23 protein-coding genes and 1 pseudogene are annotated in these 24,331 nt (G+C 62.4%); 16 read left to right on the top strand and 8 right to left on the bottom strand.

Going from position 1 to position 24,331, the window contains the following annotated elements:
• The first annotated feature begins 8 nt into the window (after positions 1-8).
• Complete coding sequence (locus AC1D1J_RS03155; protein ID WP_477693870.1) at positions 9-1,712, top strand: ShlB/FhaC/HecB family hemolysin secretion/activation protein; 1,704 nt, start codon at positions 9-11, stop codon at positions 1,710-1,712.
• 110 nt (positions 1,713-1,822) lie between these two features.
• Entirely contained in the window at positions 1,823-6,835 is a 5,013-nt protein-coding gene (locus tag AC1D1J_RS03150) for a beta strand repeat-containing protein (RefSeq protein ID WP_477693869.1), read from the top strand.
• Between the two features lie 226 nt (positions 6,836-7,061).
• On the opposite strand, the pseudogene AC1D1J_RS03145 reads toward AC1D1J_RS03150, so the two are convergent.
• Positions 7,062-7,634 (bottom strand): annotated as a pseudogene (locus AC1D1J_RS03145) (C40 family peptidase); the annotation flags it as partial.
• A gap of 239 nt (positions 7,635-7,873) precedes the next feature.
• On the opposite strand from AC1D1J_RS03145, the gene AC1D1J_RS03140 reads away from it, so the two are divergent.
• Positions 7,874-9,034: a PQQ-dependent sugar dehydrogenase gene (locus AC1D1J_RS03140; RefSeq protein WP_477693868.1), complete on the top strand. Its 1,161-nt coding sequence runs from the start codon at positions 7,874-7,876 to the stop codon at positions 9,032-9,034.
• A gap of 12 nt (positions 9,035-9,046) precedes the next feature.
• On the opposite strand, the gene AC1D1J_RS03135 is transcribed toward AC1D1J_RS03140, so the two are convergent.
• Genes AC1D1J_RS03135 through AC1D1J_RS03125 form a run of 3 tightly spaced genes read right to left on the bottom strand, consistent with a single transcriptional unit; the run spans position 9,047 to position 10,626 of the window.
• Complete coding sequence (locus AC1D1J_RS03135) at positions 9,047-9,523, bottom strand: RidA family protein (RefSeq protein ID WP_477693867.1); 477 nt, start codon at positions 9,521-9,523, stop codon at positions 9,047-9,049.
• Between the two features lie 50 nt (positions 9,524-9,573).
• Entirely contained in the window at positions 9,574-10,221 is a 648-nt protein-coding gene (locus tag AC1D1J_RS03130; RefSeq protein WP_477685633.1) for a LysE family translocator, read from the bottom strand.
• A 48-nt stretch (positions 10,222-10,269) separates the two neighbouring features.
• Positions 10,270-10,626: a hypothetical protein gene (locus AC1D1J_RS03125; protein WP_477693866.1), complete on the bottom strand. Its 357-nt coding sequence runs from the start codon at positions 10,624-10,626 to the stop codon at positions 10,270-10,272.
• Positions 10,627-10,823: 197 nt separating this feature from the next.
• Here AC1D1J_RS03125 and AC1D1J_RS03120 point away from each other — a divergent pair, with 197 nt between their 5' ends.
• Positions 10,824-12,296, top strand: a complete 1,473-nt coding sequence (locus AC1D1J_RS03120) for an aminotransferase-like domain-containing protein (RefSeq protein ID WP_477693865.1) — start codon at positions 10,824-10,826, stop codon at positions 12,294-12,296.
• Between the two features lie 91 nt (positions 12,297-12,387).
• On the opposite strand, the gene AC1D1J_RS03115 is transcribed toward AC1D1J_RS03120, so the two are convergent.
• Positions 12,388-13,038 carry a LysE family transporter gene (locus AC1D1J_RS03115; protein ID WP_477693864.1) on the bottom strand — a complete coding sequence of 217 codons (651 nt, stop codon included), beginning with the start codon at positions 13,036-13,038 and terminating at the stop codon, positions 12,388-12,390.
• Positions 13,039-13,142: 104 nt separating this feature from the next.
• On the opposite strand from AC1D1J_RS03115, the gene AC1D1J_RS03110 reads away from it, so the two are divergent.
• The 4 genes from AC1D1J_RS03110 to AC1D1J_RS03095 are packed head-to-tail and all read left to right on the top strand — an operon-like array spanning position 13,143 to position 16,029.
• Positions 13,143-13,949 (top strand): MlaE family ABC transporter permease, encoded by an 807-nt coding sequence (locus AC1D1J_RS03110; RefSeq protein ID WP_477685637.1) that lies wholly within the window; start codon positions 13,143-13,145, stop codon positions 13,947-13,949.
• Between the two features lie 41 nt (positions 13,950-13,990).
• A complete protein-coding gene (locus AC1D1J_RS03105; RefSeq protein WP_477685638.1) occupies positions 13,991-15,016 on the top strand; it encodes an MlaD family protein in 1,026 nt (341 codons plus the stop codon).
• Entirely contained in the window at positions 15,013-15,690 is a 678-nt protein-coding gene (locus tag AC1D1J_RS03100) for a hypothetical protein (protein ID WP_477693863.1), read from the top strand. The genes AC1D1J_RS03105 and AC1D1J_RS03100 overlap by 4 nt, the downstream gene beginning before the upstream one ends.
• Before the next feature lie 33 nt (positions 15,691-15,723).
• A complete protein-coding gene (locus AC1D1J_RS03095) occupies positions 15,724-16,029 on the top strand; it encodes a hypothetical protein (protein ID WP_477685640.1) in 306 nt (101 codons plus the stop codon).
• A gap of 21 nt (positions 16,030-16,050) precedes the next feature.
• Here AC1D1J_RS03095 and AC1D1J_RS03090 read toward each other — a convergent pair whose 3' ends face one another.
• Positions 16,051-16,290, bottom strand: coding sequence for a hypothetical protein (locus AC1D1J_RS03090; protein WP_477685641.1), 240 nt, complete (start codon positions 16,288-16,290; stop codon positions 16,051-16,053).
• A 220-nt stretch (positions 16,291-16,510) separates the two neighbouring features.
• Between AC1D1J_RS03090 and AC1D1J_RS03085 the strand changes: the two genes are divergently transcribed.
• Together AC1D1J_RS03085 and AC1D1J_RS03080 are read left to right on the top strand one after the other, a co-directional pair.
• Positions 16,511-16,945, top strand: a complete 435-nt coding sequence (locus AC1D1J_RS03085) for a nuclear transport factor 2 family protein (RefSeq protein ID WP_477693862.1) — start codon at positions 16,511-16,513, stop codon at positions 16,943-16,945.
• Between the two features lie 18 nt (positions 16,946-16,963).
• The gene (locus AC1D1J_RS03080; protein ID WP_477693861.1) at positions 16,964-17,422 is read left to right on the top strand and encodes a MerR family transcriptional regulator; all 459 of its coding nucleotides are present in this window, start codon (positions 16,964-16,966) and stop codon (positions 17,420-17,422) included.
• Here the strand turns inward: AC1D1J_RS03080 and AC1D1J_RS03075 are convergent.
• Entirely contained in the window at positions 17,419-17,997 is a 579-nt protein-coding gene (locus AC1D1J_RS03075) for a TetR/AcrR family transcriptional regulator (RefSeq protein WP_477693860.1), read from the bottom strand. The two genes, AC1D1J_RS03080 and AC1D1J_RS03075, sit on opposite strands and share 4 nt — an antisense overlap.
• Before the next feature lie 116 nt (positions 17,998-18,113).
• Between AC1D1J_RS03075 and AC1D1J_RS03070 the strand changes: the two genes are divergently transcribed.
• The 3 genes from AC1D1J_RS03070 (at position 18,114) to AC1D1J_RS03060 (ending at position 20,474) form a co-directional block, all read left to right on the top strand.
• Positions 18,114-18,581 carry a nuclear transport factor 2 family protein gene (locus AC1D1J_RS03070; RefSeq protein ID WP_477693859.1) on the top strand — a complete coding sequence of 156 codons (468 nt, stop codon included), beginning with the start codon at positions 18,114-18,116 and terminating at the stop codon, positions 18,579-18,581.
• Between the two features lie 121 nt (positions 18,582-18,702).
• The gene (locus AC1D1J_RS03065; RefSeq protein WP_477693858.1) at positions 18,703-19,221 is read left to right on the top strand and encodes a hypothetical protein; all 519 of its coding nucleotides are present in this window, start codon (positions 18,703-18,705) and stop codon (positions 19,219-19,221) included.
• Positions 19,218-20,474, top strand: a complete 1,257-nt coding sequence (locus tag AC1D1J_RS03060; RefSeq protein WP_477693857.1) for an Hsp70 family protein — start codon at positions 19,218-19,220, stop codon at positions 20,472-20,474. The genes AC1D1J_RS03065 and AC1D1J_RS03060 overlap by 4 nt, the downstream gene beginning before the upstream one ends.
• A 29-nt stretch (positions 20,475-20,503) precedes the next feature.
• Here AC1D1J_RS03060 and AC1D1J_RS03055 read toward each other — a convergent pair whose 3' ends face one another.
• Positions 20,504-21,364, bottom strand: coding sequence for a LysR substrate-binding domain-containing protein (locus AC1D1J_RS03055; protein WP_477685647.1), 861 nt, complete (start codon positions 21,362-21,364; stop codon positions 20,504-20,506).
• 120 nt (positions 21,365-21,484) lie between these two features.
• Between AC1D1J_RS03055 and AC1D1J_RS03050 the strand changes: the two genes are divergently transcribed.
• The 3 genes from AC1D1J_RS03050 (at position 21,485) to AC1D1J_RS03040 (ending at position 24,329) form a co-directional block, all read left to right on the top strand.
• Positions 21,485-22,834, top strand: coding sequence for a class-II fumarase/aspartase family protein (locus AC1D1J_RS03050; RefSeq protein ID WP_477693856.1), 1,350 nt, complete (start codon positions 21,485-21,487; stop codon positions 22,832-22,834).
• Between the two features lie 18 nt (positions 22,835-22,852).
• Positions 22,853-23,827 carry a tripartite tricarboxylate transporter substrate-binding protein gene (locus AC1D1J_RS03045; RefSeq protein WP_477693855.1) on the top strand — a complete coding sequence of 325 codons (975 nt, stop codon included), beginning with the start codon at positions 22,853-22,855 and terminating at the stop codon, positions 23,825-23,827.
• Positions 23,828-24,002: 175 nt separating this feature from the next.
• Complete coding sequence (locus AC1D1J_RS03040) at positions 24,003-24,329, top strand: helix-turn-helix domain-containing protein (RefSeq protein WP_477693854.1); 327 nt, start codon at positions 24,003-24,005, stop codon at positions 24,327-24,329.
• Positions 24,330-24,331 lie beyond the last annotated feature (2 nt).

Genomic DNA, 24,331 nt, shown 5'->3' with positions numbered 1-24,331 from the left:
GGCTGGCGATGAAGCGTATCGATCATGTGGGCGTGCATAGCGTGTGGACTGGTGCTTTCTCTGTGCTCATGGTCATTTCGACAACTGCGCTGGCGCAGCAACCGCCATCTACCGTCGACCCTGGCCGGGTTCGCGAACGTTTCGATTTCCAGCCGGAGCCTGGCACCTCACCGGTACCTCCGGAAATCAGGACCGAGCCAACAGGGCCTTTGCCTGAATCGCTCAGGGCCATTAAGGTCACGCTCAGGCGCATTGATATTGAAGCCCGCACCGTGCTGCCCGGCGGCGTTCTTCAGGCGCACGCAGACAGCTACACCGGACGCGAGGTTAGCGGCAGCGAGATTCTGCAACTTGCGTCCTCGCTTACCGCGATGTACCGCAATGCAGGCTACATCCTGTCGCTGGTGGTGGTGCCGCCGCAGTCTCTTGCCGACGGTACGCTCACCCTGCGTGTGGTTGAGGGCTACATCGACAAGGTGAACATTCAGGCGGGGGACGATGTCAGTGCCCATGTGAAGGAGCAACTCGCAGCCATCGGCGAGAAGATCAGGGCGTCACGGCCCATTCAGGGCCCCGTGCTTGAGCGGTATCTGTTGATCGCCAATGATTTTCCGGGGATCGAGTTGCGCAGCGTACTTACGCCATCGCAAACGCCGGCAGCGGCCGACCTCACCCTGATTGCGCAGGTGAAAACCTTCGAGGGTTTTGCGACCGTGGACAACTACGGTTCCAGGTACCTGGGGCCAGATCAGCTCACGATTGGGCTGGTCGGCAACCAGCTCCTGGGTGTGAACGATCAGTGGCGGGTGATTGGCGTGGGTACGGGTAATTCCGAAATGGCCTACGCCCAGCTGTCTTATAGCCAGGTGGTAGGTGCCAACGGGCTCAAGTTGTCGGCGGCGGTGTCAAGGGCCCGTACCCAGCCGGGCGACATCCTCAAGCCGTTTGATGTGCGCGGCAGCGCCGACGCTTTTTCCCTCTCCATGAGTTACCCATGGCTAAGGACACGCAACGAAAGCCTGATTGCACGCGCTACCTACGACCACTCCGACGTGCACACCGATATTTTGGGTACGCGGGTGATCGAGGACCGGATACGGGCATTGCGCCTTGGTTTGAGCTGGCGCTTGCTGGACAGCCTTGATGGGCAAAATAATCTGGAGCTTGACTTCAGCCAGGGACTGGGCGGAACTGAAGAGTCTGACCTGCTTAAAAGCCGGGCGGGTGCGAAGGGCGTTTTCAACAAGCTGGTTTTTGACTATGAACGCACCCAGTTCTTTAACTCCAACTTGAGCCTGGTGATCGGTGTGGGTGGGCAGTGGGCCAACACGCCGCTTCTTTCTTCCGAACAGTACGCCCTTGGTGGCCGTCGTTATGGGCGTGCCTATGAGCCCGCTGAGCTGGTAGGCGAACGCGCTCTTGCCTTCCGTATCGAGCAGCGTTATGCCGGGGCCATCAACTCGCCAGGCTTCAGGTCTTACCAGTTGTTCGGCTTTTACGACATTGGCAAGGTATGGAAACTGGGACCGCCAACGCCCGGCTTGCCCAGCAGCCAGAGCCTGGCTTCGGCTGGCCTGGGCATACGGCTTTTCATGCAGAAAAACACGGTGGCGAGCCTGGAGGCGGCATTTCCCCTGACCAAAACCATAGCGAGTGACGCAGGCAATCCCAGGGACGTCAGGCTTCTGGGTTCCTTGCTGGTTCGGTTCTGAGTCTTTTTTTGTTTAACGGCTTTTTCCTGAATTGAGGTGACTCCATGAAAACGGTTTTTCGGCCCCATAAGTCCCCTGTGCTTAACCGAACGCAAAAATCCAGAGCCTTCATGCTGAAGGCCTTGCCGTCGGCACTGATGCTGGTTTTTGCGCAGCCTGGCTGGACGCAGGCCACCATTAATACTGGCGCGCTGGCCGGTTTGCCGGTCAACGGCAATGTGACCGCAGGAGGTGCGGGCGGTGCTATGGAAGCGCTGAATAACGGTACCCAACTTACCATCACGCAAACCACCAATCGAGCCGTCATTCGCTGGGATTCGTTCAATATCAGTGCCGACAATACTGTTCGATTTGTCCAGCCGAGTGCGACCGCGGCCGTCCTGAATCGTGTGTCCGGTTCGGCCAATCCTTCGGAAATATTTGGCACGCTTACTGCCAACGGCATCGTGATGCTGATGAATCCCAACGGCATTGCGTTCAAGCCAGGTTCCTCCGTTAATGTCGGCTCCCTTATCGCCACCACGGGGGTGATCGATGAGAACCATTTCCTCAACAGTGGCAACGGAAACGGAAACGGAAACGGAAACGGGAATGGAAACGGAAACGGAAACGGGCCGATCCAGGTTCGCATTACGCCAGGTACGGGGAGCGGCATTACCAATGAAGGCACTATCACCGCGGCCGATGGGGGCCTGATCGCTCTTGTGGCACCGTCGGTGGTCAACAAGAAGCCCGCTGTTGGGCCGGGCGGGATCATCACTGCGGTCAACGGGGTCAACGGGACCATCGCCTTGCTCGGCACCGACGCAGCCACCATTTCACTGAACAACGGGCTGTACGAGTTCGCGTTGCCCCCTGGCGCAACGGGAGTTGCTGTGTCGAACCTGGCCGGCGCCAGCTTGAACGCCGCGAATATCCACCTCGGCGTAGGGGATGCAGCCAACCTGTTGTCGGGTGTGATTAACCTCGAGGGCGTGCAACAGGCGACCAATGCCATCACCGTTGATGGTCATACCGTGGAACTCAAGTCGGCGTTGCAGGCGACTAACGTCGTAAGCGGCAATTCCAATATTGTGAATGTTTACAGCGGAGCGCGCATTCAGGACGCCGTCAAGATCGCCAAAACCGGCACACCGGGTGATGGCGCGACTGTCAATGTGCAAGGCGGCTCGTATAACGAACAGGTGGCCCTCAACAAAGCCAACATCACCCTCAATGGCCGGAACGGCGCCACGCTCAACGTGGCAGAGGGGCAAACCGGGGTGGACATCACCGCCAATGGCGTAACACTTGACGGCATGCAGATCACGGGTCCGAACAGCCAGAACTATGCTGCCATCAACTGGACCGGCCTGAGTACAACCGGGGTCAAGGTCGCTTCTGGCGTGACCGACGCGACCATACGCAACAACACGATAAAAAATATCCGAAGCGGGATTCAGGTCACCAACGCCTCAGCCACCATCACTGGGAACACCATCGAAAACACCAAAGGTGCCATTCTTGTTCGTTCGAACAATGTGACCATGTCGGGCAACTCCAGAGGGACGTTGGGCAATGAGTGGGACATTGTTTTCCTGGACGGCGTCGCCAGCGGGTCTTATTTTGGTTCTCCACTTAACAGAGAAGCGCAGTATGGCGCCGGCATGATGGCCATGTCTGCGGCCAATGGCGACATGCACATTCTTGATCGCCGCTACGGCCTCAATGGGCTCCTGGGTTCAACGCCGCAGTTTGCCAACCGCTCGCATGTCACCGTTCGTTCGGGGGAGAGTTTCACCGCCGCAGACGACTTCAATCTCGGCAATGGCCTTGGCAATGATCGGCAGCCGCTGGGCACCATAAGCGACGGCATCAAGGCGGTCGTTTCTGGCGGGGTTGTTGACGTGAAAGCCGGTACCTACGCCGAGAGTCTGAGCATCACAAAGGCACTGACCCTGCACGGAGCGGGCGCAGGGCAATCCGTCATCACACCGGCGGCCGGTGACGCTGTCACAGTGAACGGCAATATTGGTACGTCGTCGGAAGTACTCATCGACGGCTTCACTTTCCGCAGTGCACCGGGTTCAGGCGTGCGGGTGGCAAATAACACGGTCCTTCGCAAACTGACCGTCCAGAACAGCGATTTTCTTCATAACGGGAAATTCGGCTTCTTCGCCGACGGCTCGGCGACGGCAGGTATTCCAGGGCTTCAGAATGTTTCGCTTCTCAATAGCACGTTCACAGGCAATGGCGCGCCCTACACAAGCGCGACCTCGCTAGGCATGGGCGACATCAACTTCAACTATTACAACGGTAACGCAACGCTGAAGGATCTGCGAATAACCGGCGAGACCGAATTCGTTGGGATCCAGTTCCGCGGTTACCACGATAACGTTGCGAGTGGAGGTGTTCATGATGCCGGCAGACTTGAGTTCGATAACGTCACCATTGAAGGAAGCTTCCGCCGCCCGAGCGGCAGTGCCGGAAGCTGGAATCCGCAAGGCCCGGGTGATGCGGTTCACCTGCTTGAGTACGGGTCAGTTGCCAACGTATCGTTCAACAATGTGGTCATCAATCCGTCGGTGGGCCACGGCATGTTTCTGGAAGGGCTGGGCTCAACACTGGACATCGGCAATACCCGCTTTGGCGCGCCCGACAGCGTGATCTCCGGCACAGGCAGTTCGACGCGGTCGTGGAATATCTATGCAGGCGCCAATGACCGGAACAACGTGAAGACAAATGTCAATGCATCAAGTGCCAGTTTCACCGGGGCCGCCAATGGCTTTGCCATCGAAGATCGCGTTCACCATGCGCTTGACGTCGCGGGACTTGGTGTCGTCAGCTGGGACGCAGGCAATGTTTATGTCACCCAGGCCAGCGGCAGCATTCAGCGCGGGGTGGATGCCGTGGTTGCCGGCGGCACGGTGAATGTGGCCGGGGGCACCTACGTGCAACCCACCACGCTCAATGTCGACCGCAGCCTGACGCTGTCCGGCTCGGGTCAAGGGGCGACCACGATTGACGCACACGACGTCAGTGGTTACGGCATCAACGTGACCGCCGACAACGTGTCACTCAAAGACTTCACGCTCTATGGCCCGAGCGCCAACGTGGCCGGATCCTACGGTATCAAGGTGGCACCCGTCGGAGACGCATCAGCCCGGCTACGCAACTTCTCGATCAGCAACGTCACCAGCCGGGGCGCGGGCAGGGCCGAGTTGGACCTTAACGGTGTTGACGGCGCGTTGATAGACCGTGTGACGGCCGACGGTGCGCCTGTGGGCAACAACAACGGCACAACGGAGGGTGCCGGCATACAGCTGACCGACAGCGCCAACGTGACGGTCAGCAACTCGACCACCCGCAACAACAACTGGGGCGGTCTGGCGCTCTACCAGGCCAACCATTATTACAACCAGCAGGTGAACAACATCACGGTGGCGAACAGCAACAGTTTCACCGAACGCAATCCGGTGTACATGCAGAATGAATCAGCGAACCCCAACTTCGGTGCGCTCAACATCGCGGGCTTTGACTTTGCTGTACGCAATGCCGGCACGGTAGACAACAACCAGTACACCTGGCTGCAGGCTTCCCAGCAGAACGCCCTGGACTACGCCGTCAATCTGGGTAGTGCGGGTTCCAGCTACGTTCAGGGCTGGAACGGCGCGCAGGCCACGCAGGACTTCCATGTGGGCATCGGCAACCTGCTGGGCGGCGGGACACAGGCGCTGTCCATCGGGACGGCCATGGGCAATGCGGCAACCGGCGCCAATATCCGCGTGGGCGCCGGCACCTATGCCGAGAATGTAGTGGTAAACAATCCCTACAACCTGTACTTCGGCGGCAGCACGGTGCACAGTCTGGCGCTCAACGCTGGCGCAAGCGGCTCCGGCATCAGCGGTATGGTGACGGCCACCGGTGTGGTCGCAGAAGACGGCGTGAGTGGCTTCCTGTTCAATGCCGGGATACCCGATCCGGGGGCGCCCAATGCCAGACCACCGGTCCGCCTGCTGGGCGACACAACGCTGGTCACACTGGGCTCCGACATCACGCTGAACGGCGATATCCAAAACGCCGGCGCCACGGCCAGCGCGCTGAGCCTGGTCGCCGGATCGGGCGCCAACCGCGGCAATGTGCACATGCTGTCGGGTGGTACCGAGGCGAATGCACTCGGCCAGCTTGAGGTGGTCTCCAACCGATACAGCCTGGAGAGCACGCTCTGGGTCAAGGGCTATGGCATCAACGCCCTGGGCAATGTCGCGCTGAGCAACCACACCTTGCGCGGCCAGGACGCCAGCGTCACCAACACGCTGAACGCCGGCGGCGACGTGAGCGGCTCCACCATCAGTCAGGGTGCCGTCCAGGTCACCAGCGGCGGCGATGTCTCGGCTAACGTGACGGCCAGCGAAGTGGCGGTGGCCGCCGTAGGCGACGTAAGCGGCACCACCACCAGCCAGGGCAATGTGCAGATCAGCAGTAGCACCGGTGACATCAGCGGCAACATCACCGGCAACAACGTGGTGGTGCAGGCTCAGGGCGACGTGAGCGGCACCACCACCAGCCAGGGCAATGTGCAGATCAGCAGCAGTGCCGGCGACGTCAGCGGCAACATCTCCGGCACCAATGTGGTGGTGCAGGCGCAGGGCGACGTGAATGTCGTGGTCACTGCCAGCAATTCGGCATCGCTGGCTGGCGACACCGTGGTGGCCAACGTGGTCGCGCCCATCATGGCCGTGGAGGCCGTCACCGAGGCGAAGATTTCCGGCACATCCGCCCAGGTGAGCATTGATTCGCCAAAAGGCAGCGTCAGTGGAGACTTCGGGCAGGTGACCAATTCGGGCGGCGGCCTGGTCAATGTCAACGGCAAACCGCAGGGCAACCAGCAGCTCTCGTCCAATGCCGAAAATAACCGCGTGATTCCGGCCGGCAACAACGCCGCTGACAACGCCGGGGCCGGGGCTGACGGCGCAGGGGTAGCAGATACGCCGACGCTTCAGCTGGCGCTGGCCGGTGAAGGTCAGACCTCTCCGGTTTCGAGCACCCCTGCTAAAGCGGGTGACGCCCTCGACAACGGTCAGGCCGTGGAACTGGACATGTCGCCAGGCAATGGGAAAGAGAAGGGGAAAGAGAAGGATTGAGGGCTGGCCGGTGAATTGCCGGGCTGGGTGCAGGGCCTGAGCTTGACCTGAAGATTGGCGTCGATGCGACGCCTGCGCCTTTGATTCCGGTTTAATTCCGGTACTGTTCCTGTTGCATCATCAGCTCAGCCTGCCGCGCAACCGACACCTGCGGGGTTGCCGCCTGAGCGGGCGGCTTGTCCGGCGCAGTAGCTTGCGGCTGCTGTGGGCGGGCGGGCAACGCAGCGGCGCGTGGCGTGGTCTCTTGCGCCACCCCATTGGATGGCTGCACGCGACGGGCGCCGTCAAAGCGGCGCTGCCAGTAGCTCACACCCATGCTTTCGACACGTACTTCAGCGCCGGGCTTGGGGGAGTGGATGAACTTGCCGTCGCCGATATAGATGCCGACATGGCTGAAGGCGCGCTTCATCGTGTTGAAAAACACCAGGTCGCCGGGCTGCAATTCGGTCTTGTCGATGCGCTGGGTGGCGGCGGCTTGCTGTTCGGCGCGGCGGGGCAGCAGTAGCCCGACGCTTTGTTCGTAAATGGCGCGTACAAAGCCGCTGCAGTCAAACCCGGTTTCAACGGTGTTGCCGCCACGTTTGTAGGGCACGCCCAGGAAGCCCATGGCGTTGACGACCAGCTCGGAAGCCTTGTTGGCGACGTTGTGGCGGACGTTGTCAATCTGGGTCAGCAGGCCCTTGTCGGCGAGCAGTTTGTCCATGTCGTTGTCGCCGCCTGAATTGCCGGGTGCCGCATGTGCGCCGGCTGCCAGCAGGGCGGCAGAGGCTATGACGAGGGCAGGGGCAATCATTCGCATGGCGCCAAGCATACTTGACGGATTAGTCCTACGTCAACTCATGTTGTTTCTTGATAACGTTGACAAGCCATTGATTTGTAACGAATTTGTAGGGGATTACCCGATTTATTACCCCCGTATGCCATGTTTTACACCGCCTTGGCCCCCACTTGAACATGATCAAAAGGCGGTTTTCCCGGTCAAATGGGCGTGAATGGGCCGATCAATGTGCTTTTGTGGGCTTTTTTTCAAGGTGAAATATGGCTTTAAACCAATACCAACGGGCGCAAGCAGCTATATTCTTGATAGCGTCCAGTGCGCTGTTCCAGCCCGCCCAAGCTCAAAGCGTCCGCCCTGAAACCGTGGCGGCCGGCCTGGAGAACCCCTGGGGCGTGGCTTTTTTGCCGGGCGAGCGTTTTCTGGTCACGGAGCGCCCCGGCCGCCTGCGAGTCGTCGGGCCAGGCGGCAAGCTGGGCGCGCCGGTGGCGGGCCTGCCGGAGATTGCCGCCAGCGGGCAGGGCGGCTTGCTGGACGTGCTGGTTGACAGCGACTTTGCCCGCAACCGGACGCTGTATTTCTGCTTTTCAGAGCCCGCCGCCACCGGCAACGGCAACAGTACGGCGCTGGCGCGCGCCACCCTGAGTGCCGACGACACCCGGCTGGAAAACCTCAAAATCATCTTCAGCCAGAAGCCCAAGGTGGCCAGCACGGCGCATTTCGGCTGCCGCATCGTGGAAAGCCGCGCGGCACCGAACGGCGCGCCTGATGGCAAGCTCTTCCTCACGCTGGGTGAGCGCTTCAGCCGCAAGGAAGACGCCCAGAAGCTGGACAACCACCATGGCAAGATTGTCCGCATCAACAAAGATGGCTCGGTTCCCCAGGACAACCCTTTTGTCGGCAAGGCGGGGGCTTTGCCTGAAATCTGGAGCTACGGCCACCGCAACGCCCAGGGCGCGACGCTGGCGCCCGACGGCACCTTCTGGATGCATGAGCACGGGCCGCAGGGCGGCGACGAAATCAACCTGCCCAGGGCCGGGGCCAACTACGGCTGGCCCGTGATTACCTACGGCGAAAACTACGGCGGCGGAAAAATCGGCGAAGGCCTGACCGAAAAGGCCGGCATGCAACAGCCGCTGCATTACTGGGTGCCGTCCATCGCGCCTTCCGGCATGGCGTTCCTGACCAGCGAGCGTTACGGCAAGTCCTGGCGCGGCAACCTGTTTGTGGGTTCGCTCAAGTTCGGCTACCTGGACCGGATCGAACTGGCGTCGCCGTTCGCCGGCAAGGTGGTGCGCGAAAGCAAGCTGCTGTCTGACGCCGGGGAGCGCATCCGCGATGTGCGCCAGGGGCCGGACGGGCTGCTTTACGTGCTGACCGACAGCAACAACGGAAAGCTGATACGCCTGCTGCCCGGTGGCTGAACCCAGGCAGGCCTAGCCGGCTACCGCAATGAGATCGATCTCGACCGACGCACTCTTGGGCAGCTGAACAACGCCCACCGACGTACGGGTGTGGGCCCCGGCCGGACCCAGCACTGCATACAGCACGTCAGACGCGGCATCGGCGACTTCGCTTTGCTGGGTGAAATCCTGCGCTGACTGCACAAACACCGTGATGCGCAGAATGTGTTTTACGCGGTCCAGGCTGCCAAGGCTTTGCCGCAGCAGCGCCAGCGCGCGCATGGCGCAGATTTTTGCCGCCAGCTGGGCTTGCAGAACAGACGTTTCCGAGCCTACGCGGCCGGTCACGACCACGGTACTGCCGACACGCGGAATCTGCCCGCTCACAAAGACCTGGTCGCCGTGCTGCACGACAGGCACGTAATTGCCGCCTATCTTGATCTCACCGTCAAAGCTGTAGCCGAGTTCGGCCTGCACTGCGGCGAACCGGGTGTCGCGTGAATCTTCCATGGACAGGAATTCCTCTTTATGTAGTTGGATGGAGCGTAATGCGGGGTGTTTCAGGCAGGGCTCTTCAGCCGTAGCAGGCTCAAACCCAGCAGGCCAAACGCACCGCCACAGAGACGGTTGAAAATGCGGGCCCGGCGGGGCGTACCAAACCATTGGTGGGTGTGTTTGGCCAGCAGCACATAGGTGAAATGGGAGACCAGCACGCACGCAGCGAAGGCGCTGGTCAGTGCGAAAAATTGCGGCAGCATCGGCGCCTCCGGGTGGATGAACTGGGGGAACAGCGCGGTGAAGAACAGGATGCTTTTGGGATTGGTCACCGCCACCAGCAGGCCTTGCCGGAACAGTGCGGCATTGCTTTTTCCGGCCGGTGTCCCGGCGTGCGTCCCGTTTGGCAAGGGCGTGTCGAACATCGAGGTCTTGCTGGTCCATTGCCGCCAGCCCAGGTACATGAGGTAGACGGCGCCCACGGCCTTGAGCACAGCAAACAGCCAGGCCGAGGTGTGCAGCAAGGTGCCCAGGCCCGCCATGGCCGCGGTGGAGACGGCGAACACGCCGAGCACATTGCCGGTAGAGCTCCACATCGTCTTGCGCGGCCCCCAGGCCACGGCGTTGGAAACCGCCAGCAAAATGCCGGGCCCGGGGCTGAGCGCGGTGACAAGTGAGATGGTGATGAAGAGCAGCCAGGCGGAAGTGGTCATGGTGAGATCAATTAAAAAAATGATGAGGCGATTTATTTCCGGCGGCGGCTATGCCGCCTCGGCGCCACGCAGCCAGCCGCGCACGGCTTTCATCATTCCTGCAAAGTACCTCAAAAGCGCGCTTCCCGTCTGGCCGGGGGCTTTTGCCGGGGCTTGGCTCAGCACGCATGCCGCGCCCCCGTGCTGGGCGGTCACCGTGATCCATCCAGTCTGGGCGACGGTATGCGACTGTCCCGCCTCCAGCGGCATGCTGTCGCGAAAGACCTGCTCGCCAAGCCAGCGCGGGGTGCCGGTCACCAACAGCGTGCCCGAGGTGCTGATCAGGGCGCTTCCCGCTTTGGTGTGAAAAAACAGGGACTCACCGGCGTCCAGTTGAAGGTGGCGAGGGGCAAAGTGCTCTTTCATGGCGGCTCCATTCATGGGTTGGTGAACTGGAAAAATGGGGAAGGTGACATCAAGGTTAAAGAGACCGGCACTTTCCCGACAGAGCCAGGCAAGTCCTTTCTGTATCGGTACAGATGACTATTTATTCATCTGTTATGGTCTGATTTCGCCCCATCTGTGGCTGTGTCCCGGCTTCCCCTTCACGGATCATTCGGTTTATGGACATGCAACCCTCGCCATCCCTGTCGCAACCGCTCTATCTACAGCTCTCCAGCCATTACCGCCAGGCGATCCAGTCCGGCGTTTTGATGCCGGGGCAGCGCATGCCGTCGGTGAGGGCGCTGACGCGGCTGCACCAGGTCAGCCTGTCGACCGCGGTAGAGGCTTGCCACACGCTGGAAGACGAAGGCCTGCTGGAGGCGCGGCCGCGTTCGGGCTACTTTGTGCTCAAGCGTCGCCGGATGGATATCCAGCCGCCCAGCGAGCCGGAATGCGGTCACAGGCTGGATCCGGCGCAGTACGTCGGCATCCATGACCGGGTGTCCGACTTCGTCGCCAAATGCGATGTCTACCCGCTGGTCACCAACCTGGCTGGCACCTATGGCTCGCCTGAGATGTACCCCGCCGAGGCCCTGAAAAACGCCGCCACGCGTGCGTTGCGCAAGCACCCGCAGCTGCTGGTGAACCCGCCCGACTTTCTCAACGATTCACCGCTCAACGCCGTGCTGGCCAAGCGGGCGCTGGAGGCCGGCATGCGGCTGTCGGCAGAAGACATCCTGGTCACGCACGGCTGCATTGAATCGCTGAACGTTGCCTTGCGTGCGGTGGCGCGGCCGGGCGACACCGTGGCCGTCGAGTCACCGACGTACCACGGTTTGCTGCAGATCCTCGAAAGCCTGGGCCTGCGCGCGCTGGAGATTCCCACCAGCCCGAAGCTGGGCATTTCCGTGGAGGCGCTGGACCTGGCCTTCCAGACACACGGCCGCATACGCGCCGTGGTGGTGATCCCCAATTTCCACAACCCGCTCGGCAGCGTCATGCCCGACAGTGAAAAGGAAAAGCTGGTCGCGCTGTGCGAGCGCCAGCAGGTGGCACTGATTGAAGACGACACCTATGGCGCATTGGGGCCTGACGACATCCCGCTGAAGGCGGCCAAGGCCTGGGACCGCAGCGGCTCGGTGATTTACTGTGCGTCGCTGCGCAAGACCCTGTCGCCCGGGCTGCGCCTGGGCTGGGTTGCCGGCGGGCGTTGGCAGGCGCGCATCAAGATGCTCAAGTACGCGCAAAGCCGCGCCAACGACATGCTGGGCCAGCTGGCCGTGGCCGAGTTCATGGCCTCCAGCGCCTATGACCGCCACCTGGCCCGGCTGCGCCGCATGCTCAATGTGCAGCGCGAGCAGATGGCCGAAGCGATTGCGGCGCACTTTCCTGCCGGAACCCGGCTGTCGGTGCCCCATGGCAGCATGATGCTGTGGGTGGAGCTGCCGGCGGGCACGTCTGCACAGGCGGTGTTTGACACCGCCATCCGGCAGGGCATACGGGTGGCGCCCGGCTCCATGTTTTCCAACTCGAACCGCTTTGACCACTTCCTGCGCATCAGTTGCGGCTCACCGTTTTCCAGCGAGACCGACAGCGCCCTGCGCAAGCTGGCGGGCATTGTGTCGGCGCAGGCTGTGGACCGTCCGATCTAAGGGAAGGGTCGCTGCTATTTTGAGGGTTTTTGGGCTTCGACCCTTTATCAACGGGCGCAAGCAGCTATTGTTTTAATAGCAATCTGCAGGCCTAATGCGCCGCAGCGTGGCTGCGTTTGACGAAAAACAGGCCCGCACCCACTGCCATCAGCATGCCGCCGAACAGCCGGTTTTGCAGCCGCACCGCGCGCGCATTCCTGAACAGCTTTTGCAGGCGGCTGGCTGCAAACGCATAGCCGTGCATCACCACGGTGTCGACCGCCACGGTCGTGAGCGCCATCACCAGCAGCTGCGGCCACAGCGGCCGGGCGGGGCTGATGAACTGCGGCAGCACCGCGACCATGAAGAGGATGCCTTTGGGGTTGGTGACGTTGGTCAGCAGGCCGGTCAGGAAGCGCCTGCGCGCTGAAATGCCGTTCGCATCGGCTGCCGGGCCGGCTTCTTCCGCCGCGATGCCGTTCGATGACCGCCACTGCGACCAGCCGATGTAGATCAGGTAGAGCGCGCCCAGCACTTTCACGATGCTGAAGGCCAGCTCGGACGCCACCAGCAGCGAACCCACCCCCGCCCCGGCCACCAGCAAGATCACCACCAGCCCGAGCTGCAGGCCCGCGATGGTGGCACGCGTGCGCCGCATGCCGTAGCTCAGGCCATGGCTCATGGCCAGCACCGCGCCCGAGCCGGGTGAGAGCGCGATCAGGATGGAGGCGAGGAAGTAGGCGGTCCAGGTGTCGATGGCCATGATGAAGCGGTGGTGAAAAGGGGGAGAGAGGAGAGGGCGCCCGCACCGGGCGAAAGCCTGCCATCCTACATGGACAGGCAATAGCCCGCGGGTATCATGGCCCAATGGCTTCAACAGCATCATCCTGGCAAGGCCGCCTCTCGCAAACACGCCGCACCGCCCAGCACTGGCTGATCGAATGGTGGCGTCTGGTGAAATTGGGCGCGATCATCCTGGTGCTGACCCTCTCGCCTTCCAGCTACAGCCCGCAAAGCCGCACGGTACTTTCCCGCCACATCTACATCAACACGGCGCCCATCCTGCTGGGCTTTACCTTGCTGTGCGCGCTGGTCACCGTGGTGCTCACGCGCATCGTACTGGTCACCGCGCTGAGCTACGGCTTGTCGCAGTACGCGTTGCAGGTCGTGATCCGGGTGCTGGTGCTGGAGCTGATTCCGCTGACGGCAGCGCTTTTTGTGGCGTTGCGCTGCACCATCCCCGACGGCGCCGAACTCACCGCCATGCAGGCCAGCGGTGAACTGGACGAGATGCGCCAGCGCGGCATCGAGCCGGTGCGGCGCGAAGTGCTGCCGCGCGTGGTGGCGGGCATGTTCTCCGGCATCACGCTGGCTGCGCTCAGCTGCGTGGTGGCACTGGTGGTGGCCTATATGGCGACCTACGGCTTTGCCTTGTCGGGCCTGGCGGCCTACACCCGGCTCTTCGGCCAGGTCTTCAGCCCTTCCGTCACGCTGATCTTTGTGCTCAAAACCCTGTTCTTCTGCCTGGCCGTGTCGTTGATCCCCATGGCCTCGGCGCTTTACGGCATGGGCGAAGCCAGCGTGCGCACCAGCGCCGAGATGCGCGGCCTCGTGCGCATGTTCGCCGTGATTTTGCTGATTGAAGTGGCTTCGCTGGTGGGCAACTACTATTGATCTCCTCAAAAAATACCAAAAACAATACCAAATAACAATCCATGAGCTCACCCCACGACCCTTCATCTCCGGAGCACGGCCGGCCGGACCCGCTCCAGCCGGCGCGCGAGGCAGAGTCTTCGCCGGCGGAGATCGCCAGCCTGGAGTTCAAGGCCCGGCTGCTGCTGCTCTTCATGCTGCTGTTGGTGGTGGGCTCGGCCCTTTATGTGATGTATGCGCGCGGGGCGTTTGAGTCCACGCAAAGCCTGGTACTCATTGCGGAGGATTCCGAAGGCGTGGTGGTCGGCATGGACCTGACTTTCTCGGGTTTCCCGATAGGCCGCGTCAAGCGCATCGAGCTGGCCAGCGACGGCAAGGCCCGCATATTGGTGGATGTGGCCGCGAAGGATGCCCACTGGCTGCGTACCACCAGCGTCTTCACGCTGGTGCGCGGCCTCGTCGGTGGCACCAACATCCGCGCCTACACCGGCCTGCTGAACGACCCGCCGCTGCCCGACGGCGCGGAACGCACGGTGCTGCTGGGCGATGCGGCCGGCGAAGTGCCCAAAGTGATTGCTGCCGCCAAGGACCTGATTGAAAACCTCAACACCCTCACGGGTAGCGGGGGTGCGGTGGGCACCAGCCTGGCCAACCTGCAGACGCTGACGGAGCGGCTTAACGGGCCGGGCGGCGCGTTGACGGTGTTGCTGGGCAGCGAGGCAGAGGCCAAAAAGTTTGCCGCCACGCTGGAGCGCACCAACTCGCTGCTCACCAAACTCGACGGGCTGGCCGCCAAAACCGATACCCAGGTGTTCGGCGACAAGGGACTGATGCCCGAAACCCGGGCCACCGTGGTTCAGCTCAACGCCATGCTGGGCGAGGCCCGCACCAGCCTCAAGAAAGTGGATGCATTGCTGCAGGACGCCCAGGCCGTCACCCGCAACGCCAAAGATGCCACTGACGACCTGGGCGCGCTGCGCGCCGACGTGGAAGCCAGCCTGCGCAAGGTCGAAGGCCTCATCAACGAAATCAGCCGCAAATGGCCTTTCGCCAAAGACGCCCGCGACGCGGAGATGAAGTTGCCATGAAGAACATCTTTACGTATGCCGCACTGACTTCGGCTTTGCTGCTGGCCGCCTGTGCCGGCGGTCCGCAACCGCCCGACTGGCAACTCGAGGCCAAAGGCTCAATGGACCGCTCTGTGGCCGCCTACATGGAAGGCAACAGCCGCGTCGAGATGGCCGAACTCGGGCGCGCCCGCACCCAGCTGACACGCTCCGGCCGGGCCGAGCTGTTAGCTACCGCCGAGCTGCTGCACTGCGCCACCCGGGTGGCCAGCCTGGTGCTTGATGAGCCGTGCACCGGCTTTGAGAAACTGCGCGAGGACGCCACCGACGCCCAGCGCGCCTACGCTGATTACCTCAAGGGTCAGGTGCAGCCGCAGGGCATCGCCTTGCTGCCTGAGGCGCAGCGCCGCGCCGCGGCTGGTGACGCCGGCGCTGTGACGGCCATTGCCGACCCCTTGTCAAAGCTGGTGGCTGCCGGCGTGATGCTGCAGGCCGGTAAGGCCAGTCCTGCCGTGATCACCCAGGCGATTGATACGGCGTCTGTGCAAGGCTGGCGCCGGCCGCTGCTGGCCTGGCTGGGCGTTCAGCTGCGCCGGGCAGAGCAGGGCGGCGACACCCAGGAAGCGGCAAAGCTGCGGCGCCGCATCGAGCTGACGCAGGGCATGCCTGTACCGGTGAAGCCGCAAACACCCTGATCCTTGTCCCGTTTTGCCTTGAGAGAAACAACCGTGAGCTACCGCCTCAGGCTTTACGCCTATGAAGACGCCTCTGCAGAAGAGCTGCAGGCCGCCGAGCAACGCTTCAGGACGGCGCTGGAAGCCGAGCTGGGAGACGAAAGCCTGGTCTGGCCGGTGTACGCGGCCTATATGAAACTGGTGGCGACTTACGGCGAAGCGCCGGCCGAAGATGTCCTGTCAAGCGACGAGCTGGAAATCTTCAACCAATGGCAGGCGGCCGAGCTGGCCGCCGTGACGGCCGCGCTGGGCCCCAACCGCTACATGGGCGATGCGCAGTTTGAAATCCGCCCCGCCTGAAAGGGAACGGACCTGAAGCGTTCAGGGCGAGCGGCTCAGCCGCGGCGAGGCCAGCGCCTGCAACTGGTCTGAAATGGCGGTGTCAACGCCCTTAAGTTGTTTGAGCAGCTGCGCTTTTTCCAGCGCGGCGTGCAATTGCTGCAAGTCCTTGCTGCTGGTGGTGGCCTTGATCTGGGCCAGCGCCGCCGGGGTGTTGCCGGTTTTCAGTACAGCCAGCATCTTGCTGACCCATTCACTTGTTGCGGGCTTTTTGGGGTTCATGCGCCATTGTAGGTTTGCTATTAAAAGCATAGCTGCTTGCGCCCGTCCTTATTGCGCCAGAAGCCGATTTGATGGTGAATTTTGCGGCACCCTGCCTCCAGGACTTGACCTTGAGTGCACTCCAGGTATTCCAATCCTTTCAGGGTCCTGGCAATGTTGCCGGCCTGTATCGACCATCCACTTCGCAGTCCATGCGAAGAAGCCGTCAAGGAGTTTCATCATGAGTTCAGCATCCACCAACAACATCACAGCCGCCAACCGCCAGCGCATGCAGGAGGTCATGGCCGAACTGGACAAAGGCAACGGCCAGGCATTTGTCGACGCCATGGCAGATGATTTTTGCTGGACCCTTGAGGGCAGCACGCCCTGGTCGCGCACCTACCGCGGCAAGCAGGCGGTCGTCACCGAGCTGCTGCGGCCGCTGTTTGCCCAGTTCGCCACGCCTTATGTCAGCACGACGCAACGCGTGATGGCCGACGGCGACATGGTCGTCATCGAGTTCCGCGGGCAAGTTACCACCCATGCCGGCAAGGCCTACAACAACCGCTATTGCTATGTTTGCCGCATGGAAGGCGGGCAAATGAAAGAGCTGACGGAGTACTTCGACACCGCCCTGGTGAGCGCTGCGCTGGAGGCCCCCGCGCTTGCCGCCTGAGCCGTTATACAGTCGGGCATGGCTGAAAGTTTTCTGATCGGGCAGCTTGCCGCACGCACCGGCCGCAGCGTGCACACCATACGCTGGTATGAGGCGCAGGGCCTGATCCCGGGCGTGACGCGCGACGCCGGCGGCCGACGCGTCTACGGTGAGCTGCATATCAGCTGGCTGGAGCTGATGGACCGCCTGCGGCGCACCGGCATGTCGATTGCCGAGATGCAGGAGTACACAGCGCTGGTCAAGCAGGGCAGCAGCACCCTCACGCAGCGGCAGGCGCTGCTGGCCGCGCACCGCGAACAGGTCAGGGACATGATTGCCGAATGGCAGCTGGCGCTCAAGCTCCTGGACAGTAAGATCGACTTTTACGGCGAGTGGGTGGCGTCGGGCAAACGCCCGGCCGTGAAGGCGGTTGAGCGTGCGGGCGTTGCGCTTGCGTCGCGGCCCAAAGAAAAATCGCGCCGGCCTGGAAAAACCTAGCGGCTGCCCGTTTTTCCGGCCGGGCTGTCCAGCCCGCCCAGCAATAGGCGCAGGCCTGCCAGCGCCGCATCGGCGCCGTCCATCTGCGCCCGCACGATGGCGCCGTCCACTGCCAGAGCCGCAGCCCGCGCCGCCTCGGTTTGGCCCGCGCCGTATGGCAGCAAATCGGCAATGACCTGCTGCATGTCCTGCTTGTGCCGGCGTGCAATGTCTGCCACGCCAGGCAGGGTGCCGCCCACTTCCGCCACGGCATTGATGAAAGCGCAACCGCGAAACGCCGGGTCGGCAAACCACTCGGCCATGGCCTGCACCAGCGGCGCCAGCCCACCGCCGGGTTGCGCGCCATGGCGGCCCAGCGCGTCGACAAACCAGCCCATCCAGCGTTCATGCCGGTAGTCCAGGAAGATGCGGATCAATTCGTCCTTGCTGGGAAAGTGCCGGTAGAAGGTGAGCTTGGCCACGCCCGACTCGGCAATGATGCGGTCGATGCCGGTGGCGCGCAGGCCGTCGCGGTAGAAAAGTTCGTGTGCCGTGACGAGGATTCGCTCGCGTGCGGGGAGGGTAGAGACGTCCATGGCGCATTGTAGACGTCATGTAGACAGGTTTGTCTACATGTGACAGAATTTCGCCCAAGTAGACAAATCTGTCTACATCTGGTTTTGCGCAATTATTTCAACCCCAGGAGATCCCCATGGAATCACGGCCGCCGCTTCCCCCCTTTACCCTTGAAACCGCCGTGCAGAAAGTCCGCGCCGCCGAAGACGGCTGGAACACGCGTGAGCCGGAGCGCGTGTCGATGGCCTACACACCGCAAAGCAAATGGCGCAACCGCGCCGAGTTCGTCACGGGCCGCGAGGAGATCGCCGGGCTGCTGTCGCGCAAATGGGTGCGCGAGCTGGACTACCGCCTCATCAAGGAGCTCTGGGCCTTTGGCGGCAACCGCATCGCGGTGCGCTTTGCCTATGAGTGGCATGACGACGCCGGCAACTGGTTTCGCTCCTATGGCAATGAGAACTGGGAGTTCGACGACAACGGCCTGATGGCCGTGCGCCACGCCAGCATCAACGACCTGCCCATCAAGCCCGCCGACCGCAAGTTTCATTGGCCGCTCGGGCGCCGGCCCGACGATCACCCCAGCCTCAGCGACCTTGGCCTGTGACGAGGTTCTGCGAGAGCTGTAAAATCCGGTCCCCCATGCGCACCGTGTTGTTTGAAGGCGGTGCGTGACCTGAATTTGCCCCCGGCTCCTTGCCGGGGCGCCCCACCCGAGTGACCGCGTTTTGACTGACTCCCGCACCCCGGCCGACCTGGCCGATGAATCCCCCAACGACACCCAACCCGTCCAGGAGCCCAGGCTCTGGTGCGGTGACGGTTGGACAGCCAAGGTCATCAAGAACGAAGACGACGACGGCTGGGCTGTCGCCATGATCAAGGACGGCGAGCCCGAGCCTGCACTGGTGGGGCCGTGGACCATGGGGCGCGACAAGAAGAACCCCAAGCCGCTGGATGGCCCGGCCTTCAGCACACTGGTCAAAACTGCTTCCGAATTTGTGCGCCGGCATGAGCAGCAGCTGCATGCCACGCTGCACCAGAGCATCACCGTGACGGCCAACGCGGCGCGTGTCACCGTCTCGCTCGACATCGTTCCTGACGAAGACAACCCACACGGCCTGCTTAGCGCCACCGATGAAGCGGGTGAGCATCTCGCGCAAGTGCGCGTGGCACCCTCCTTCAAGCTCAACCGCACCAGCGCCGTGGCGTGGGCCGAAAGCGGCTTCGCCAGGCCGGCAGGGCGGTGAGCGCACCCCGCGCCTGTGGGATCGACTTCGGCACCTCCAACTCCACGGCGGGCTGGAGCCGGCCGGGGTTTCCCGCATTGCTGGCGCTTGAAGGCGGCAAACCCACGCTGCCGTCGGTGGTGTTTTTTCATGCCGAGGACGAGCATGTGAGCTACGGCCGCGCGGCGCTGGCCGACTACCTGGCCGGCTATGAAGGCCGCCTGATGCGTTCGCTCAAAAGCCTGCTCGGCACGTCGATGATCGATGACCACACCGAGGTCGCCGGCCGTGCGTTGCCGTTTCGTGTGCTGTTGGCACAGTTCATCGGTGAGCTCAAGCACCGCGCTGAAAAAGCCGCAGACCAGCCCTTCAACCAGGCCGTGCTGGGTCGCCCGGTGTTTTTTGTCGACGACGATGCTGCCGCGGACAAGAAAGCCGAAAACACGTTGGCCGAGATCGCACATGCAGTGGGTCTCAAAGACATTGCCTTTCAGTACGAGCCGATTGCGGCGGCGTTCGACTACGAATCGCAGATCAGGCGCGAAGAGCTTGTGCTGGTGGTCGACATCGGCGGCGGCACCTCGGACTTCGCGCTGGTGCGCCTGTCCCCCGAGCGCGCCCGCAAGGCCGACAGGCGCGATGATATTTTGGCCAGCGGCGGCGTGCACATAGGCGGCACGGACTTCGACAAATACCTGAGCCTTGCCAGCGTGATGCCCACGCTGGGCCTGGGCAGTTTGCTTCACAGCGGGTTGCAGGTGCCGTCGGCCCAGTACTTCAATCTGGCGACCTGGCACACCATCAACCAGGCCTACAGCAAGAAGTCGTGGACGCAGATCAGCGATATCCGGCGTGGCGCAATCGAGAAAGACAAACTGGACCGCCTGCAAAACCTGGTGCGCGAACGGGCAGGGCACTGGCTGGCCATGCAAGTGGAAGCGGCCAAGATCGCGCTGTCGGATGCGCCAGAAACCGTCATGGATCTGGGGCGCATTGCCCCGGGCGAGACGCTCACCTTGCACCGGCCCGATTTCGACGCGGCCATCAATGAGCTGGTCGGCACTGTGGCGCGTACCGTGATGGGGCTGGTCAAGGACGCGGTTGTCAACGCCGACGACATTGACACCGTGTTTTTCACCGGCGGCTCCAGCGGGGTGCCTTTGCTGCGCGAACAGATCTCGGCAATGCTGCCGCAGGCGCGCAGCGTGGAGGGCGACCGCTTCGGGAGCATCGGCGTCGGGCTGGCGCTGGATGCAGCGCGCAAGTTTGGTTAGAGGCTGTGTTCTGATGCCGTGCGCTTGGCTTACAGCAGGTTCATGAATTGCTGCAAGGCTTCGCCGGGGTGCTCGTCGCGCCGGCGGATAAAAAGTGTTTTGACGGCGTATTTCTTGCCCGTCGATGGATGGCACCGTAAGGCGGACCTGTTGGCGGCGTTTTCGACAACGGACCGCGGGAGCAGCGAGATGCCGACCTCCGCGGCAACACAGCCCAGGATGCCTTCCAGTGTGCCCATTTCAAGCCGGGTGTACCTGGGCCAGCCGCGCTCGCTCAGAAGCTGTTCGAACCGCTGGCGATAAGAGCAGCCGGTCTTGAACATGATCGCCGCCGCGCCGTTTTCCAGGCGCCTGCCGAGCTCACTGGGGCGCACCCAGCTGGCAGACGAGACGAGCACCAGTTCTTCTTCAAACGCGACCAGGCTGACCAGCGCATGGTTGTTGAGCGGGCCGGCGATGAACGCGCCATCCAGGCGCCGCGTGAGCACGGCCTCGATCAGTGTCGCGGTCGGGCCGGTTTCCAGCGAGATGGCCACCTGCGGAAGCACGCGGCGGTATGCGGCGAGCAGCGACGGCAGCCGGACCGCAGCGGTGGTCTCCATCGAGCCGATTGTCAGGACGGCGGGAGCGTCTTCCTCCCCTTTGGCCGCAGCCTGCGCTTCATCCATCAGCGCCACGATGCGATTGGCATAGGGCAGCAGCCGCTGGCCCGCACGCGTCAGTTCCATGCCCCGGCTGTGGCGCTTGAAAAGCGCCAGGCCCAACTCCGATTCCAGCATCCGGATGCGTTGGGTGATATTGGATTGCACGGTGTGCAGCGTTTGCGCGGCAGAAGTAATGCCGCCCTGGCTGGCGACGGCGGCAAACGTTTTCAGGCCCAGAACATTCATGGTCAACCCATCGCTAAAAGAGAACGGAGGGATCTCAACAAATCGTTTTTACAGAAATATCATATTGGATACAGTTAGTTTCACCTAGCAACATCTGTGGCAACGCAAAGGGCCTGACGAATGAACCAGCTCTTCAGTGATTTGCATGACGGCGGGGCCATCGCTGGCATCTTTTCAGAGCGGAATTTTGTCGACCGCTGCCTTCGTTTCGAGCGTGAACTTGCCGTCGTGCAGGCTGAACTGGGTGTCATTCCCCAGGATGCGGCGGATGAAATCTGTCGCGTTGCCCACGTCGAAAACATCGATTTTGCGCAACTCAAGCAGAAGACGCGCCTGGTCGGCCTGCCCATGGTGGGGCTGGTGAGCCAGGTGGTCAACCTGTGCCGCGGTGACCTGGGCCAGTATGTGCACTATGGCGCAACGACCCAGGACGTGATGGATTGCGCACTGGCGCTCCAGATGCAGGAAGCGTTTGCACTGATCGGCGATTCGCTGGCACAGCTTTCGGGGGCGTTGGGTGCGCTGGCTGTGACCCATCAGCGCAGCATCCAGGCCGGACGGACCAATCAGCAGCATGCGTTGCCCGTCACGTTCGGCTTCAAGGCTGCGGTCTGGAATTCCGGCGTGCTGCGGCAGATGGACAGGCTTGCAGAGGCTGTGCCGCGCGTGGCCACCGGGCAACTGGGTGGCGCTGTGGGCACGCTTGCTTCATTCTCCGGCGCGGGGCATGAAACACGCCGGCGCCTGATGCAAAAGCTGGGGTTGAACGAACCGGATATTGCGTGGCATTGCATGCGTGACGGCCCGGCCGAGGCGGTGCTTCTTTTGTCGCAGATCGCTGCGACCCTCGGAAAGATCGGCCGGGACCTGCTGATGCTTTCCAGCACGGAAGTCGGTGAGGTGGCTTTTGCCGCCGGCAGGGGCGCCAGCAGCACCATGCCGCAGAAAAACAATCCGGTCGCGGCGTCGTCCGTCGTCGCCCTTTCGAGGATGCTGTTTCACACGGCTCCGATGATGCTGGACGCGGCGCTCGTGGAGAACGAAAGGTCGCTGGACGCCTGGTATGTCGAGCTGCATGCAGTGCCGCTGTGCTTTTCCCTGATGGGTGCTCTTCTGGCGCAGGCCACGACCATGCTGGACGAGCTGGTGGTGGACTCCGCCAGGATGGCGCGCAACGTTGCCCTCACAGACGGGGCAATCGTCACCGAGACCGTGCAGATGGCGCTGGCCAGGCGCATCGGCCTGAACCGTGCGCATGAACTGGTTGCCCGTGCCTGCCAGAAGTCCAGGGTGGAGGGCGTATCGATAGCGGCTGCCCTGGTGGGCTTGCAGTGCGGGCTGGACGAAGCCGCAGTGAATGCGCTGCTTGATGTGAACGAACACCTGTCTTTTGGTGCGCTCGAGGTGGACGCATCGCGCAGGCCGCCGCCTGCCGCCGGGGGCCTGGCAACGCAATCCGTATCCGTTTAACCAACCCGAGGGGGATTTATGACCAGAGCCATCTGCATTGCCTTCATGCTCGCCTTCTGCGCTGCGTCTGCGTGCGCTCAGGAGGCCTATCCCACCAAACCGGTCACCCTCATCGTGCCCTTTGCAGCCGGGGGGCCCATGGACAAGCTGGCCAGGGAGCTTGCCGTGCCGATGCAGGCCCAGCTGCGCCAGCCTGTGGTTGTCCAGAATCTGTCCGGCGCTGGCGGCAACCTCGGGACGGTCATCGCAATGCGGGCACCAGCCGATGGCCACACGCTGCTGATGGGGCACATCGGCATGGCGACTTCACCGGCGCTCTACCGGAACCTGGGCTTCAAGCCGGATGTGGATTTCGCGCCGCTGGGAGTGGTGGTCGACACGCCGCTCGTGCTGGCCGCGCGGCCGCAGGTACCTGCGGACTCCGTGGTGAGCCTCATCCGGTGGATGGCCCGGCAGCCGCAGGTGAGGCTCGCGCACGCCGGTGTGGGCTCGTCATCGCACCTGTGCGGCTTGCTGCTCCAGTCTTCATTGAAAGTCAGCATTACGACCGTGCCCTACCGCGGCAGTGCGCCCGCAGTGGCAGACCTGCTTGGCGGGCATGTGGACATGATCTGTGACCCCACCCCTACGACGGTCGGCCATATCCAGGCCGGCAAGCTCAAGGCAATTGCCGTGACCTCCGCCAAACCCCTTACCGGCACGTCGCTCGCCGCAGTTCCGACCATGGCACGGTTCGGCATTTCGGGTGTCGAGCTCAGCATCTGGTTTGCCCTTTACGCGCCGAAGGACACGCCGCCGCACATCCAGCAGCGGCTCAACGATGTGCTGCGGGTGGCCATGAAAACACCTGCCTTCAGGCAGGCGCAAATTGCATCAGGCATACAGATCGTGGAGGATGACCGTGCCACGCTGGCCGGGCACCGCAGCTTTCTGGGCAACGAAATTGCCCGGTGGGGGCCCATCATCAAGGCGGCCGGTGTTTATGCCGACTAGCTGCGGATGCTGTCCCCTGCATGTGGCGGCGCTACAGGAATTAAAAGAAGAAGTCAGCTCTCGATAAACGATATTTAACTATTGTTTTTGTATAAAACGCTAGTTTGGTATTGATTGATATGGTTTGATTGGATAAAATACTATCGTTTTAACAAGAAACGATATTTATCTATCTATGAAAACATTGTCTGAAGTTGCTGCCAGCCTGGAAGGCCAGCGCCAGCGCCTGGGGCTGGATTACCAGGCCGTTGCCGAAAGCACGGGGCTGACGCCTTTGTCGGTGCGCAGCGTCCTGCAGGGCAAGACCGCGCCACGCGTGACCACGCTGATGGCCATTGCCGACCAGCTTGGGCTGGAGGTGCTGCTGCTGCCCAAGGTGGTGGCTGCAGGGCTGCAGGCGCAAGCCCCCGAGGGGCCGGCGCCGGCGTTGTCGCGGGTGGACCGCATCGTGGCCGAAACTTCCCAGCTCGCTGCGGCAAACATCAAGAACGTCAGGCCCTGATC

This window comes from Polaromonas sp. P1_F8 (assembly GCF_056405635.1).
This window is presented reverse-complemented; position numbering and strand designations above follow the sequence as displayed.

Excerpts from the sequence above, each read along its gene's own strand:
- AC1D1J_RS03045 (WP_477693855.1), top strand. The coding sequence starts at position 22,853 with ATGACCAGAGCCATCTGCATTGCCTTCATGCTCGCCTTCTGCGCTGCG.
- AC1D1J_RS03040 (WP_477693854.1), top strand. The coding sequence starts at position 24,003 with ATGAAAACATTGTCTGAAGTTGCTGCCAGCCTGGAAGGCCAGCGCCAG.
- AC1D1J_RS03125 (WP_477693866.1), bottom strand. The coding sequence starts at position 10,626 with ATGAAAGAGCACTTTGCCCCTCGCCACCTTCAACTGGACGCCGGTGAG.
- AC1D1J_RS03080 (WP_477693861.1), top strand. The coding sequence starts at position 16,964 with ATGGCTGAAAGTTTTCTGATCGGGCAGCTTGCCGCACGCACCGGCCGC.
- AC1D1J_RS03150 (WP_477693869.1), top strand. The coding sequence starts at position 1,823 with ATGCTGAAGGCCTTGCCGTCGGCACTGATGCTGGTTTTTGCGCAGCCT.
- AC1D1J_RS03050 (WP_477693856.1), top strand. The coding sequence starts at position 21,485 with ATGAACCAGCTCTTCAGTGATTTGCATGACGGCGGGGCCATCGCTGGC.
- AC1D1J_RS03070 (WP_477693859.1), top strand. The coding sequence starts at position 18,114 with ATGGAATCACGGCCGCCGCTTCCCCCCTTTACCCTTGAAACCGCCGTG.
- AC1D1J_RS03115 (WP_477693864.1), bottom strand. The coding sequence starts at position 13,038 with ATGGCCATCGACACCTGGACCGCCTACTTCCTCGCCTCCATCCTGATC.
- AC1D1J_RS03100 (WP_477693863.1), top strand. The coding sequence starts at position 15,013 with ATGAAGAACATCTTTACGTATGCCGCACTGACTTCGGCTTTGCTGCTG.
- AC1D1J_RS03085 (WP_477693862.1), top strand. The coding sequence starts at position 16,511 with ATGAGTTCAGCATCCACCAACAACATCACAGCCGCCAACCGCCAGCGC.
- AC1D1J_RS03120 (WP_477693865.1), top strand. The coding sequence starts at position 10,824 with ATGGACATGCAACCCTCGCCATCCCTGTCGCAACCGCTCTATCTACAG.
- AC1D1J_RS03140 (WP_477693868.1), top strand. The coding sequence starts at position 7,874 with ATGGCTTTAAACCAATACCAACGGGCGCAAGCAGCTATATTCTTGATA.
- AC1D1J_RS03090 (WP_477685641.1), bottom strand. The coding sequence starts at position 16,290 with ATGAACCCCAAAAAGCCCGCAACAAGTGAATGGGTCAGCAAGATGCTG.
- AC1D1J_RS03075 (WP_477693860.1), bottom strand. The coding sequence starts at position 17,997 with ATGGACGTCTCTACCCTCCCCGCACGCGAGCGAATCCTCGTCACGGCA.
- AC1D1J_RS03110 (WP_477685637.1), top strand. The coding sequence starts at position 13,143 with ATGGCTTCAACAGCATCATCCTGGCAAGGCCGCCTCTCGCAAACACGC.
- AC1D1J_RS03105 (WP_477685638.1), top strand. The coding sequence starts at position 13,991 with ATGAGCTCACCCCACGACCCTTCATCTCCGGAGCACGGCCGGCCGGAC.
- AC1D1J_RS03135 (WP_477693867.1), bottom strand. The coding sequence starts at position 9,523 with ATGGAAGATTCACGCGACACCCGGTTCGCCGCAGTGCAGGCCGAACTC.
- AC1D1J_RS03130 (WP_477685633.1), bottom strand. The coding sequence starts at position 10,221 with ATGACCACTTCCGCCTGGCTGCTCTTCATCACCATCTCACTTGTCACC.
- AC1D1J_RS03155 (WP_477693870.1), top strand. The coding sequence starts at position 9 with ATGAAGCGTATCGATCATGTGGGCGTGCATAGCGTGTGGACTGGTGCT.
- AC1D1J_RS03055 (WP_477685647.1), bottom strand. The coding sequence starts at position 21,364 with ATGAATGTTCTGGGCCTGAAAACGTTTGCCGCCGTCGCCAGCCAGGGC.